This is a genomic window from Pseudomonas sp. FP2294 (assembly GCF_030687625.1).
Taxonomy (GTDB): Bacteria; Pseudomonadota; Gammaproteobacteria; order Pseudomonadales; family Pseudomonadaceae; genus Aquipseudomonas; species Aquipseudomonas shahriarae.
Map to the genome: position 1 here is coordinate 4,477,023 of NZ_CP117441.1, position 13,884 is coordinate 4,490,906.

General features: G+C 62.4%; 12 protein-coding genes. 7 read left to right on the forward strand and 5 right to left on the reverse strand.

Annotated features, from left to right (window positions below):
• The first annotated feature begins 7 nt into the window (after positions 1-7).
• Entirely contained in the window at positions 8-1,339 is a 1,332-nt protein-coding gene (locus PSH73_RS20070; RefSeq protein ID WP_305461244.1) for a DUF58 domain-containing protein, read from the forward strand.
• Positions 1,340-1,352: 13 nt separating this feature from the next.
• On the opposite strand, the gene PSH73_RS20075 is transcribed toward PSH73_RS20070, so the two are convergent.
• On the reverse strand, positions 1,353-1,712 hold the full coding sequence (locus tag PSH73_RS20075; RefSeq protein WP_057960549.1) for a PilZ domain-containing protein: 360 nt from the start codon (positions 1,710-1,712) through the stop codon (positions 1,353-1,355).
• A 233-nt stretch (positions 1,713-1,945) separates the two neighbouring features.
• A complete protein-coding gene (locus PSH73_RS20080) occupies positions 1,946-2,320 on the reverse strand; it encodes a hypothetical protein (protein WP_057440129.1) in 375 nt (124 codons plus the stop codon).
• A 175-nt stretch (positions 2,321-2,495) separates the two neighbouring features.
• Between PSH73_RS20080 and pyk the strand changes: the two genes are divergently transcribed.
• A complete protein-coding gene (gene pyk / locus PSH73_RS20085; RefSeq protein WP_029295454.1) occupies positions 2,496-3,947 on the forward strand; it encodes a pyruvate kinase in 1,452 nt (483 codons plus the stop codon).
• A 179-nt stretch (positions 3,948-4,126) separates the two neighbouring features.
• On the opposite strand, the gene PSH73_RS20090 is transcribed toward pyk, so the two are convergent.
• Together PSH73_RS20090 and PSH73_RS20095 are read right to left on the reverse strand one after the other, a co-directional pair.
• Positions 4,127-4,876 carry an enoyl-CoA hydratase gene (locus tag PSH73_RS20090; protein ID WP_057960545.1) on the reverse strand — a complete coding sequence of 250 codons (750 nt, stop codon included), beginning with the start codon at positions 4,874-4,876 and terminating at the stop codon, positions 4,127-4,129.
• Positions 4,877-4,904: 28 nt separating this feature from the next.
• Positions 4,905-5,837 carry an iron-sulfur-binding ferredoxin reductase gene (locus PSH73_RS20095; protein WP_120734030.1) on the reverse strand — a complete coding sequence of 311 codons (933 nt, stop codon included), beginning with the start codon at positions 5,835-5,837 and terminating at the stop codon, positions 4,905-4,907.
• 248 nt (positions 5,838-6,085) lie between these two features.
• Between PSH73_RS20095 and PSH73_RS20100 the strand changes: the two genes are divergently transcribed.
• The 5 genes from PSH73_RS20100 (at position 6,086) to PSH73_RS20120 (ending at position 13,449) form a co-directional block, all read left to right on the forward strand.
• Complete coding sequence (locus PSH73_RS20100) at positions 6,086-7,609, forward strand: fumarate hydratase (protein WP_057960547.1); 1,524 nt, start codon at positions 6,086-6,088, stop codon at positions 7,607-7,609.
• A gap of 222 nt (positions 7,610-7,831) precedes the next feature.
• Entirely contained in the window at positions 7,832-9,598 is a 1,767-nt protein-coding gene (locus PSH73_RS20105) for an ATP-binding protein (protein WP_057958664.1), read from the forward strand.
• Positions 9,592-10,926, forward strand: coding sequence for a sigma-54 dependent transcriptional regulator (locus PSH73_RS20110; RefSeq protein ID WP_057958663.1), 1,335 nt, complete (start codon positions 9,592-9,594; stop codon positions 10,924-10,926). Before PSH73_RS20105 ends, PSH73_RS20110 begins: the two co-directional genes overlap by 7 nt.
• A 274-nt stretch (positions 10,927-11,200) precedes the next feature.
• Entirely contained in the window at positions 11,201-12,520 is a 1,320-nt protein-coding gene (locus PSH73_RS20115; protein WP_057958662.1) for an MFS transporter, read from the forward strand.
• Positions 12,521-12,816: 296 nt separating this feature from the next.
• Positions 12,817-13,449, forward strand: a complete 633-nt coding sequence (locus tag PSH73_RS20120; protein WP_120734035.1) for a flavin reductase family protein — start codon at positions 12,817-12,819, stop codon at positions 13,447-13,449.
• Between the two features lie 147 nt (positions 13,450-13,596).
• Here the strand turns inward: PSH73_RS20120 and PSH73_RS20125 are convergent, their stop codons facing one another.
• A complete protein-coding gene (locus PSH73_RS20125) occupies positions 13,597-13,878 on the reverse strand; it encodes a hypothetical protein (RefSeq protein WP_057439394.1) in 282 nt (93 codons plus the stop codon).
• Between the last annotated feature and the right edge of the window lie 6 nt (positions 13,879-13,884).

Genomic DNA, 13,884 nt, shown 5'->3' on the forward strand with positions numbered 1-13,884 from the left:
CATGCCCATGAGACCGACTCGCCTGTTGCTGGCCTGGCTTGCCGTGTTGCTGGGCCTGAACATCGCCCTCGGGACGGCCGTGGCCCTGCAACTCAACGTGCCGGCCGCTCTGCATTCCATCGCCTGGGGCCTGCTCCTGGCGCTGCTCTTGCTGGCCTTGCTCGATGCTGGCCGGCTGAAACGCCGCCCCTCGCCACGCCTGCGCCGGCAGATGCCGGGCAGCCTGGCGCTGGGGCGTTGGAGCGAGGTGCGGATCACCCTGGAACATGACTATCCACAGCCGTTGGTCCTGGAGGTGTTTGATCACGTACCGGATGGTTTGAGCGTGCAAAACCTGCCCCAGTCCATCACCCTGCGCCCCGGGGAACAGAGCGAACTGGGCTACCGCCTGCGCCCCTTGAGCCGTGGGCATTTCAGTTTTGAGCGCTGTGAGGTGCACCTCCCCAGCCTCCTGGGGCTGTGGACTGCCAAGCGCCAGGTGCCGGTCAAGGACGCCACCCGGGTTTATCCGGATTTTGCCCGACTGTACGGCGCGCAATTACTGGCGGTAGACAACTGGCTCAGCCAACTGGGTGTACGCCAGCGCCAGCGTCGCGGCCTGGGCCTGGAGTTTCACCAGTTGCGGGAATTTCGCGAGGGTGACAGCCTGCGCCAGATCGACTGGAAGGCCACGGCCCGGCAACGCACGCCGATTGCCCGGGAATATCAGGATGAGCGCGACCAGCAGATTGTGTTCATGCTCGACTGCGGCCGGCGGATGCGCAGCCAGGACAACGAGCTGGCGCATTTCGACCACGCTCTCAACGCGTGCCTGCTGCTCAGCTATGTGGCCCTGCGCCAGGGCGATGCCGTGGGCTTGTGCACCTTCGCCTGCGACCAGCCGCGCTACCTGGCACCCGTCAAGGGCAGCGGCCAGTTGAACCAGTTGCTCAACGCGGTATACGACCTGGACACCACCCGGCGCGCGGCCGACTACCAGGCTGCGGCCAACCAACTGCTGGCCCGCCAGAAACGCCGGGCCTTGGTGATTGTCGTGACCAACCTGCGTGATGAGGACGACGAGGATCTGCTGACCGCCGTCAAGCGCATCAGCCGCCAGCACCGGGTATTGGTCGCGAGCCTGCGCGAAGAAGTGCTGGATCAAGTGCACCAGGCGCCTGTGCAAACCTTGCCGGAAGCGCTGGCCTACTGTGGCAGCGTCGACTACCTCAATGCCCGGGAAGAATTGCATGACCGCATGAAGGCGCAGGGCCTGGCGGTATTGGACGCCCTACCCTCGGACCTCGGCGCAGACCTGGTAACCCGTTACCTGGGCTGGAAAAAGGCCGGCGTGCTATGAGTGGCGCATGACGCTAGGCCGAAGCCTGCAAGGGATCAAAGCTGAAGTACTGCAACAGCGCGGCAATCAATTGCCCGTACTCGTCGGGGGCCTGCAGCAGGGTGAACCCCGAATCGTAATGCTGGGGGTTGATATCCTCACGACTCCACAGGCAGGTGGCAGTGAAGTCAATGGCATGCACATCCCCCTCAGGTCCGGGGATCTTCAAGCGCAGCTCAAAATCCGCGTTGACCATCATGGGTAATCGGCTGACCAACATCAGCCCCTCGCTGGAGATGTTACCCAAGTAACCGATGGGTTTATCCGTGTGGCGGTTGAACACCTGTAAAAAACAGGGCAACTGGTGTCGCTCAATCCTTCGGTCGGTAAACATGATGAGATCGCCGTCCAATGGCCATGATTCTGGCCGTTCCTGTGATTCGGACCGGAGCGCTGCCAGCAGCACCCCGCTCTCCCCCGGATTTCGCTACAACAGCAGCCTTTGCCCTGTCGCTTAAACGCCATCGAATCAGGGGCTACATCTATTTGGATTGAAAGTTGTACAAACAGACATTCGAAGAATAGCCCAACTCCGGCAAGAGGCCAGCTGTCAAATTACAAATGTCATCACAAGGCGGCTGGCCGTGCGCGGGCAGTGCTTGCACCGGGGTAATGCCCCAGTTGTTGCAGGGTATCCAGGCGTGCGCGGGCACGGAATGCGTATTCGCTCGACGGATATTGGCTGATGATGAACTGATAGGTCTGCACGGCATCCACGAACAACTTCTGCCGTTCCAGGCACTGCCCACGCAGCATCGAGACCTCCGGCTGCACGTAGCGCCGGGACCGGCTTTGACGGTCGACCTGGGACAATTCCAGGGTGACCCGTTCGCAGTCGCCTACATTGTAGGCCCGGTAGGCATTGTTCAAATGATGGTCCATCGACCAACGGGTACAGCCGACAACACTGACGGCCAGGGCTGCAATGATCAAAACTCGCATGGGTGTTCTCCTGTCTTGAGCAGTGTATCGACCCTTGGGCGAAAATCTTCAAGGTTGTTCGTCTGGCGTCATCGCGTGAAAACAAGCGAATCGACAATAAGTAGTGCAAACGAACAATGACTACAGCCAAAGAGCATAGTAGCCTTCCCCAGCGCTAGAACTCAGGAGTCCGTGCATGTCCGTCCGTCGTACCAAAATCGTCGCCACCCTTGGCCCGGCCAGTAACTCGCCGGAAGTCCTCGAACAGCTGATTCTGGCTGGCCTGGACGTTGCCCGTCTGAACTTCTCCCACGGCACCCCGGACGAGCACAAGGCTCGCGCCAAGCTGGTACGTGACCTCGCCGCCAAGCATGGCCGCTTCGTCGCGCTGCTGGGTGACCTGCAAGGGCCGAAGATCCGTATCGCCAAATTCGCCAACAAGCGCATCGAGCTGAAGATTGGTGACAAATTCACCTTCTCAACCAGCCATCCGCTGACCGAAGGCAACCAGCAGGTCGTGGGTATCGACTACCCGGACCTGGTCAAAGACTGCGGCGTCGGCGACGAACTGCTGCTGGACGATGGCCGCGTGGTCATGCGTGTCGACACCGCCACCGTCACCGAGCTCAACTGCACCGTGATCATCGGCGGCCCGCTGTCCGACCACAAAGGCATCAACCGTCGCGGTGGTGGCCTGACTGCACCGGCCCTGACCGAAAAAGACAAGGCTGACATCAAGCTCGCCGCCGAAATGGAAGTGGACTACCTCGCCGTATCCTTCCCGCGTGACGCTGCCGACATGGAGTACGCCCGCCAACTGCGCGACGAAGCCGGCGGTACCGCCTGGCTGGTGGCGAAGATCGAGCGCGCCGAAGCCGTGGCCGACGACGAAACCCTCGACGGCCTGATCAAGGCGTCCGATGCAGTGATGGTTGCCCGTGGCGACCTCGGTGTAGAAATCGGTGACGCAGAACTGATCGGCATCCAGAAGAAAATCATCCTGCACGCACGCCGCCACAATAAAGCGGTGATCGTCGCGACCCAGATGATGGAGTCGATGATCCAGAACCCGATGCCGACCCGTGCCGAAGTGTCCGACGTGGCCAACGCCGTGCTCGACTACACCGACGCCGTGATGCTCTCGGCGGAAAGTGCTGCCGGCCCGTACCCGCTGGAAGCAGTCCAGGCCATGGCGCGTATCTGCGTCGGCGCTGAAAAACACCCGACCAGCAAAACCTCCAGCCACCGCATCGGCAAAGTGTTCGAAAGCTGCGACCAGAGCATCGCCCTGGCCGCCATGTACACCGCCAACCACTTCCCGGGTGTGAAGGCGATCATCGCCCTGACCGAAAGTGGCTACACGCCGTTGATCATGTCGCGTATCCGTTCCTCGATCCCGATCTACGCGTTCTCCCCGCACCGCGAAACCCAGGCCCGTGCGGCCATGTTCCGTGGCGTCTACACCGTACCGTTCGACCCGGCGTCGCTGCCGCCTGAGCAAGTCAGCCAGGCTGCCATCGACGAACTGCTCAAGCGTGGCGTAGTCGAGAAAGGCGATTGGGTGATCCTGACCAAGGGCGACAGCTACCACACCATCGGTGGCACCAACGGCATGAAGATCCTGCACGTTGGCGATCCAATGGTCTGAGTGACCCGCTGAAAAGCAAAGGCCCTGGCACGTGAGTGACAGGGCCTTTTGCATTTCAAGTCACGCTGCTGTGGTGACTGGACTGGCGTTATCGCGGGCAAGCCCGCTCCCACATTGGAGCGCATTTCAAGTGTGGGAGCGGGCTTGCCCGCGATAACGCCAGTCCAACCACTTGGATTTCAGCGCCGGGCAATAAACCCAGACAACGCCGCAATCGCCTCCGGCGACCTCAAGCGCTGGGTAAACAATGCACCCTCCTCCTCGATCACCTGGCGCAATTGCTCGCGGTCGACGCTCTTCATCAATTGCTTGGTCACCTGCACCGCCCCCGGCGCCAGGGTCTCAAAGCGCCCGCCGACTTCCCGCGCCTTGGCCAGGGCCGCTTCGCCGCTGCCCAACGCTTCGGTGGCGATCCCCCACTGCGCAGCCTGCTCTCCACTGAACCCTTCGCCCAGCAGCAGCAACTCGGCGGCTTTCGCGTGCCCCAGCAAGCGCGGCAGGATCAGGCTGGAGCCAAACTCAGGGCACAGCCCCAGGTTGACGAATGGCATGCGCAACCGGGCATCGCGACTGACATACACCAGGTCGCAATGCAGCAGCAGCGTGGTGCCAATGCCCACCGCCGCCCCGGCCACGCCGGCAATCACCGGTTTACGGCAGTTGAGCAGGCTTTGCATGAAATGAAAGGGTGGGCTGTCCAGGTCTGTGGGCGGCTGCTCAAGGAAGTCGCCGATGTCGTTGCCGGCGGTAAAGCAGTCGCTGCTGCCCTGGATCAGCACGGCATTGACCGTCGTGTCGGCATCGGCCTGCTCCAGCGCCGCCGCCAATTGGCTGTACATGGCGCGGGTCAGGGCATTTTTCTTGTCGGGGCGATTGAGCTGCAGGATCAGCAGCCCACGGTCACGGTGCAGCAGGATGGCGTCGGTCATGGTGAGTCTCGCAGATAGACATCAGCGCTCAACCACGGGGCAGGAACACATCGGCCAGCAGTTGATTGCGCGGCAAGCCAGCCAGGAACAGGCGCTTGGAAAAGGCCTCGACACTGCTGGGGTGCCCGCAGAGTAAGGCCAGGGTTTGCCGGGAAACAAGCCGCAGTTGCGCCAAAGCCTCGGTCAACTGCGCCGCCGTCCACAGCTCCACACTGAGGCTGGGATGGCTCGCGGCCAGTTGCCTCAGGGGCTCGGCCAGATAATGGCTATCAGCATCATGGGCCAGGTGAATCACGCGAATGGCGCCCTGGTGATCCTGGCGCAACGCCTCACGCAACACGCCCCACAACGGGCCCATTCCGGTGCCGGATGCCAGCAGCCACAGCGGCCGGGATTGCCAGTCCGGATCGTAGTGCAACGCGCCGCCGCGCAACTCGCCCAGGCGCAATGGATCGCCGGCCTGTAACTGCCGCGCAAGGTCGCTGAATTCGCCGGGCAGGCGGCAATCGAGGTGGAACTCCAGGAACGGATCTTCCTCGGGCAGGCTGGCCAGGGAATACGGCCGCGCCACCGTGCCCGCCCACAACACCAGGTGCTGGCCGGCCCGGTAGCGCAACCCACGTTCCGCTTGCAGGCGCAGGCGCAACACTGTCGGGTTCAGCCAGTCGGCGCTCAGCACCGTTGCCGCCGCGCCGTCGCGCAAGGGGTCAAAGGTCTCGACCTGTACATCGCCCACGACCTGGCACTGGCAGGCCAGACGCCAACCGTCCTGGCGTTGTGCCGGGTTCAGGGCATCGGGCTGCTTGTCGTCAACCTCGCCCTGGCAGCGCACCAAACACGCATGGCAACTGCCCGCGCGACAACTGTAGGGCACAGCCACACCGGCCTGGTTCAAGGCATCCAGCAGATTGCTGCCGGTGGAGACCGACCAGCGGCGTTCGCCGACGTGCAGTTCAGGCATGAAAGGCCTCGCATCAAAATGTGCGATCACTGTAACTGCTTTTTGCAGGCGTCGGCTCCTCCAGGAGGGTGGTCGGCAGCGTTTGACCATCGTCGGGTGTATCGGCCATCGCGCCGGGTTATACTGCCGCGCCTTTTTAGCGTCGCGCCAGCACTACCCGGCGTGCCTTGGAAAAGGTGGCTTCAGCGACCGATGCACCCATCTGAAGCCACCTTTATTGAATGTTCCCTTATAGAGGAGCGCGACTCATGACCGTGATCAAGCAAGACGACCTGATTCAGAGCGTTGCCGACGCCCTGCAATTCATTTCCTACTACCACCCCGTTGACTTCATCCAGGCGATGCACGAGGCCTACCTGCGCGAAGAATCGCCGGCAGCCCGTGACTCCATGGCGCAGATCCTGATCAACTCGCGCATGTGTGCCACCGGCCACCGCCCGATCTGCCAGGACACCGGGATCGTCACCGTGTTCGTACGCGTGGGCATGGATGTGCGTTGGGATGGCGCCACCATGGGCCTGGACGACATGATCAACGAAGGCGTGCGTCGCGCCTACAACCTGCCGGAAAACGTCCTGCGCGCCTCGATCCTCGCCGACCCGGCCGGTGCGCGCAAAAACACCAAGGACAACACCCCGGCCGTGATCCACTACTCCATCGTCCCGGGTAACACCGTGGAAGTGGACGTGGCCGCCAAAGGCGGTGGTTCCGAGAACAAGTCGAAAATGGCCATGCTCAACCCGTCCGACTCGATTGTCGACTGGGTGCTCAAGACCGTTCCGACCATGGGCGCCGGCTGGTGCCCACCGGGCATGCTCGGCATCGGCATCGGCGGCACCGCCGAGAAAGCCGCAGTGATGGCCAAGGAGGTGTTGATGGAATCCATCGACATCCACGAGCTGAAAAAGCGCGGCCCGTCCAACCGTATCGAAGAGATGCGCCTGGAGCTGTTCGAGAAGGTCAACCAACTGGGGATCGGCGCCCAGGGCCTGGGTGGCCTGACCACCGTGCTCGACGTGAAGATCATGGACTACCCGACCCACGCCGCCTCGTTGCCGGTGTGCATGATCCCCAACTGCGCCGCCACCCGTCACGCGCACTTCGTGCTCGACGGTTCCGGCCCGGCCTCCCTGGAAGCGCCACCGCTGGACGCGTACCCGGAAATCGTCTGGGAAGCCGGCCCGTCGGCCCGTCGTGTCAACCTCGACACCCTGACCCCGGAAGACGTACAAAGCTGGAAGCCGGGCGAAACCGTCCTGCTCAACGGCAAGATGCTCACCGGTCGCGACGCGGCGCACAAGCGCATGGTCGAGATGCTGAACAAGGGTGAAACCCTGCCGGTGGACCTCAAGGGTCGCTTTATCTACTACGTCGGCCCGGTAGATCCGGTGCGCGAAGAAGTGGTTGGCCCGGCTGGCCCGACCACCGCCACGCGGATGGACAAGTTCACCCGCCAGATCCTCGAACAAACCGGCCTGCTGGGCATGATCGGCAAATCCGAGCGCGGCCCGACCGCCATCGAAGCGATCAAGGACCACAAGGCCGTGTACCTGATGGCCGTCGGCGGCGCTGCTTACCTGGTGGCGCAAGCCATCAAGAAGTCGCGCGTGGTAGCTTTCGCCGAACTGGGCATGGAAGCGATCTACGAGTTCGACGTCAAGGACATGCCGGTCACTGTTGCCGTCGACAGCAAGGGCGAGTCGGTACACATCACCGGTCCTGCCATCTGGCAGAAAAAGATCAGTGAGAGCCTGGCGGTAGAGGTGCAGTAAGCACTTCCCCGCAAGGATAAAAGGCGACTGTGGCTCCATGCCGCAGTCGCCTTTTTTATGACCGGCGACTTTGTGGGAGCGGGCTTGCCCGCGATGCAGGCACTGCGGCCTGGCTGCAGAACGCGTCGATGCAATCGCGGGCAAGCCCGCTCGCCACAAGTACTGCGCTCGTCCTGCTGCATGGTATGGTGCTCGCCCCCTACTGCAGCTGTTCATTCTCGTATGATCGCGATCCCTCGCCCATTGCGTCTGACCTTCTACTCCCTGCTGATTATCGCCGGTGCCGTTTTGGCCGCCGCTCTTGCCATGCGCCAGGCTGAACGCCAGTCCCTGGTGGACGATGCCGGCCGTGCCAACCAGCAACTGGCGCTGTACGCCAACTCCCTGCACACCCTGATTGAACGTTACCGCGCCCTGCCCGCCGTACTGGCCCTGGATTCGGAAATGATCCGCGCCTTGCAAGGCCCGCTGGATCCGGCGACCCAGGACGTGCTCAACCACAAGCTGGAACGCATCAACGGTGCCGCGCAGTCGTCGACCCTGGAACTGATGGACCGCACCGGCCTGGCCGTGGCGGCCAGCAACTGGCGGTTGCCCAGTAGCTATGTCGGCCACAACTATGCGTTTCGCCCGTATTTCAGCCAGACCCGCAGCCAGGGCACCGGGCGCTTTTATGCGGTGGGGGTGACCACCGGGATTCCGGGGTATTTCCTGTCCAGCGCAGTGCTGGATGAGCAGGAGCAGTTTCTCGGCGCCATGGTGGTGAAACTGGAGTTCCCGGAACTGGAGCGCGAATGGGCCCAGGGCGACGACCTGCTATTGGTCAGCGATGCCCGGGGCATTGTGTTTATCGCCAATAAACCCGGATGGCGTTACCGCAACCTGCGCCCGCTGTCGGCCAACGATCTGGCCGAGCTCAAGGCCACGCGCCAATACGATAAAAAACAACTGCAGCCCCTGGACACCCAGACCTTGCAGCGCTTTGACGAAAACAGTCACTTGATGCGCGTCGCCGGGCCCGAAGGCAATGCCAACTACATCTGGGAATCCCTGCCTCTCAAAGCCGAAGGCTGGACCCTGCACCTGCTGCGCAAACCCCAGGTCGCCTTTGAAGACCAACGTAACGCCGGCCTCGCCGCCGCTGGCCTGTGGTTGACCCTGGTGTTCCTGGTGCTGTTCCTCAGCCAGCGCTGGCGCCTCGCCCGCTTGCGCCAGCGCAGCCGCGCAGAGCTTGAGAGCCTGGTGGAAGAACGCACCCGGGCCTTGCGCACCGCCCAGGATGGCCTGGTGCAATCGGCCAAGCTGGCGGCGCTGGGACAGATGTCCGCGGCCCTGGCCCATGAAATCAACCAGCCACTGACTGCCCAGCGCATGCAACTGGCCACCTTGCGCCTGCTGCTCGACCACGGGCGTATCGACGACGCCTACCAGGCCCTGACGCCGTTGGACGACATGCTCACCCGCATGGCCGCCCTCACCGGCCACCTCAAGACCTTCGCCCGCAAAAGCCCCAGTGGCCTGCGCGAACGCCTGGACCTGGCGACCGTGGTCGACCAGTCCCTGCAGTTGCTCGACGCACGCCTGCGGGACGAAGCCATCGGCACCGTGCTCGACCTGACCCGTCCGGCCTGGGTGCGCGGCGATGCCATTCGCCTGGAACAAGTACTGATCAACCTGCTGCGCAATGCCCTGGACGCCATGGCCAACAAGCCACGCAAGCGCCTGGAAATCCGCCTGCATGCCGATCAACAACTGTGGCACCTGAGCGTCAGCGACAGCGGCGGTGGGATTGCCGAGGAACACCTGAACAATGTGTTCGACCCGTTTTTCACCACCAAGCCAGTGGGGGACGGGCTCGGACTTGGGCTGGCGGTGTCGTACGCTATCGTGCATGAACTGGGGGGGCGCCTGATTGCTGCCAACCAGGGAGACGGCGCCGTCTTCACCCTGATCCTGCCCATCGCGCTGGAGGCGCCAGACCTATGCTGAACGCGGTGATCGTGGTCGATGACGAGGCCAGCATCCGCACGGCCGTGGAACAGTGGCTGAGCCTCTCCGGGTTCGAGGTGCAGTTGTTCAGCCGTGCCGAGGACTGCCTGGCCAAGCTGCCCAGGGATTTCCCCGGGGTGATTCTCAGCGACGTGCGCATGCCGGGCCTCAGCGGCCTGGAGCTGCTGGCCGAGGTGCAACGGCGCGATACCGATTTGCCAGTGATCCTGCTGACCGGCCATGGCGACGTGCCGATGGCCGTCGAAGCCATGCGCGACGGCGCCTACGACTTCCTCGAAAAACCCTTCAGCCCCGACGCCCTGCTCGCCAGCCTGCGCCGGGCCCTGGACAAACGCGGACTGATCCTGGAAAACCGCCGCCTGCACCAACAGGCCGATCATCGCGCCCAGTTGGAGTCGACCCTGTTGGGGGTGTCGCGCAGCCTGCAGAACCTGCGGCGCCAGGTGCTGGACTTGGCCGGTTTGCCGGTCAATGTGCTGATCCGCGGCGAGACCGGCAGCGGCAAGGAACTCGTCGCCCGTTGCCTGCATGACTTCGGGCCCCGGGCAAAGAAGCCATTTGTCGCGCTCAACTGTGCGGCGATTCCCGAGCAACTGTTTGAAGCCGAACTGTTCGGCCATGAAAGCGGCGCCTTCACCGGCGCCCAGGGCAAGCGCATCGGCAAGCTGGAGTACGCCAACGGCGGCACGTTGTTTCTCGACGAAATCGAAAGCATGCCCCTGGCCCAGCAGGTGAAGCTGCTGCGGGTGTTGCAGGAACAGAAACTGGAGCGTCTGGGTTCCAACCAGAGCATCAAGGTCGACCTGCGCATCATTGCGGCCACCAAGCCCGACCTGTTGGACGAAGCCCGCGCCGGGCGTTTTCGTGAAGACCTGGCCTACCGCCTGACGGTGGCACAACTGCGCCTGCCACCGTTACGCGAACGCCGCGAAGATATCCCACTGCTGTTCGACCACTTTACCCAGATAGCCGCCGAACGCCTGGGCCGCGAGACCGTGCCCCTCAACGGGCCGCAACTGGGGCAGTTGCTGAGCCATGACTGGCCGGGCAACGTGCGCGAACTGGCCAACGTCGCCGAACGCCAGGTGCTGGGCCTGGGCGAGCCGGAGCCGGAAGGTATCGAGGCCGGGCAATCCCTGGCGGCGCAGCAGGAGGCATTCGAGGCCCATTGCCTGAAAGCCGCGCTGACTCGGCATAAGGGCGATATCAAGGCGGTTCTGGCCGAACTGCAACTGCCACGGCGGACCTTCAATGAAAAGATGCAGCGCCATGGGCTGACCCGGGAAATGTTTTTGTCGATGGATTGAGGGCCCCCTGAGGGCCTCATCGCAGGCAAGCCAGCTCCCACACTTGAATGTATTCGCAAATCAGAATGTGGGAGCTGGCTTGCCTGCGATGAGGACAGCCGCCATAAGCGGATTTCCGCTCATCAACAAAAAATGATCAGCGACTTTCCGCTCAAAATAATCCCCCAACCCTTCTAGATCGGGCCCTCACCTGCTTGGCACAGCTCCTGCTATAGGTCCAACCAGGCTGCGCTGACGCGCGCTCCACAAAAACAATGACATGAAGGATCCTTCAATGGATAACTCCAATACCCTGCCTCTGGGGTCGGCGGCTGCGCCGGCGCAAGCACGCACCACCTCCAGCCGCATCAAGTCGATCTTCAGCGGATCGGTCGGCAATATGGTCGAGTGGTACGACTGGTACGTCTACGCTGCTTTCTCGCTGTACTTCGCCAAGGCCTTCTTCCCTAAAGGCGACACCACCGCCCAACTGCTCAACACCGCCGCGATCTTCGCCGTGGGCTTTTTGATGCGCCCGATTGGCGGCTGGCTGATGGGCCTCTACGCCGACCGCGCAGGCCGTAAAGCCGCATTGATGGCGTCGGTGCTGCTGATGTGCTTCGGCTCGCTGATCATCGCCCTGAGCCCCGGTTATGAAACCATCGGTGTCGGCGCGCCGATCCTGCTGGTGTTCGCCCGCTTGCTGCAAGGCCTGTCGGTCGGTGGCGAATACGGCACCTCGGCCACCTACCTGAGTGAAATGGCGACCAAGGAACGTCGCGGCTTCTTCTCCAGCTTCCAGTACGTGACCCTGATTTCCGGCCAGCTCATCGCGCTGGCGGTGCTGATCGTGCTGCAACAGATCCTCACCACCGAAGAGCTGTATGCCTGGGGCTGGCGTATCCCGTTTGCCATCGGCGCACTGTGCGCAGTCGTAGCCCTGTACCTGCGACGCGGCATGGAAGAAACCGAGTCCTTCACCAAGAAGGAAAAAGCCAAGGAAAGCGCAATGCGCACCTTGATGCGCCACCCCAAGGAACTGATGACCGTGGTCGGCCTGACCATGGGCGGCACCCTGGCCTTCTACACCTACACCACCTACATGCAGAAGTACCTGGTGAACACTGTCGGCATGAGCATTTCCGACTCCACCACCATTTCTGCGGCCACGCTGTTCCTGTTCATGTGCCTGCAACCGATTGTCGGCGGCCTGTCGGACAAGGTCGGTCGCCGGCCGATCCTGATCGCCTTCGGCATCCTCGGCACCCTGTTCACCGTGCCGATCCTCACCACTCTGCACACCGTCCAGACCTGGTGGGGCGCGTTCTTCCTGATCATGGCGGCGCTGATCATCGTCAGCGGCTACACCTCGATCAACGCCGTGGTGAAGGCCGAGCTGTTCCCTACCGAAATCCGTGCACTGGGTGTCGGCCTGCCTTACGCACTGACCGTGTCGATCTTCGGCGGTACCGCTGAATACATCGCCCTGTGGTTCAAGAGCATCGGCATGGAAACCGGCTACTACTGGTACGTCACCGCGTGTATTGCCGTGTCGCTGCTGGTCTACATCACCATGAAAGACACCCGCAAGCATTCGCGGATCACCACGGACTAAGGGTTCGCCAGGTGTAGAAAAGGGCCATGTCATCCAATGACATGGCCCTTTTTTCATCCCGTCAGGACAGCTCTGCCAGCGGCTGACGGCTGTCCCTGCGCTGTACCTACCAGGCACCGGCGATCATCACCAGCAACCAGACGAGCAGGATCATCGATCCTTTGCAGACTGGCCGCAGGGCGGTAAAAAACAGGTGGTTGCTGGATGAAAACTCCAGGCGGCACCGCCAATCCGGTGGAAATCCTGCCCTTGGGCCTGCACTATTGCGCTTTTCCCCGCCGCAGGAACCCCCGTCCATGCCTGACGATATCCATTTCTACGAACCCGCCAACGGCCACGGCCTGCCCCATGACCCGTTCAACGCCATCGTCGGCCCACGCCCGATTGGCTGGATTTCGTCCCAGGACCGCGAAGGCCGCCTGAACCTGGCGCCCTACAGTTTTTTCAATGCCTTCAACTACATCCCGCCGATCATTGGTTTTTCCAGCGTCGGGCGTAAAGACAGCCTGAACAACATCGAACAGACCGGCGAATTTGTCTGGAACCTGGCCACGCGCCCGCTGGCCGAGCAGATGAACCAGAGCTGCGCCGCCGTGTCACCAGAGGTCAACGAGTTTGAATTGGCCGGGCTGACGCCAGTGGCCTCCAAAGTGATCGCCGTGCCGCGGGTCGGCGAAAGCCCGGTGTCGTTCGAGTGCAAGGTCACGCAGATCATTCAGCTACAGCGGGCCGACAAGGAACTGGTGCCCAGCTGGCTGGTGCTTGGCGAAGTGGTCGCGGTGCATATCGCCAAATGGTTGCTCAAGGATGGGGTGTACGACACTGCGGCGGCCGAGCCGATTCTGCGGGGCGGCGGCCCGGCGGATTATTTCCAGCTGGGGCCGGAAGCGCTGTTCAAGATGTACCGCCCTGGGGCTACCAAACCCTGATTGGATCGAATGCAATTAAAAATGTGGGAGCGGGCTTGCTCGCGAAAGCGGTGGATCAGTTCCAAATTGGCTGGCTGACACGACGCTTTCGCGAGCAAGCCCGCTCCCACACAAACCCCGCGCCCACAGTTGGGTCGGTGGTGTTCTTTAGTTTGTTGCGGTTGCCCAGGCCAGTTGGCCCTCTTCGTCGATATCGCTCAAGCGCTCCAGTTGCTGGGCCGCCGCATCGTCGGCGTCGTCGGCAGTCTTGAACAGTTGGCCATCGAGGATCTTGTGAAAGCGCGGTGCGCTCATGCCGTCCAGTGCCTTGACGGCAATGGCGGCGCTATAGCCGCCCTGGTCTTCGCGCACTAGGGCGGAAACAGCTTCGTGGTGGGCAAATTCTTTACGTGCCATGTTGCAGGTCCTGGCCAATGGAAAGTCGGCCATTCTAAA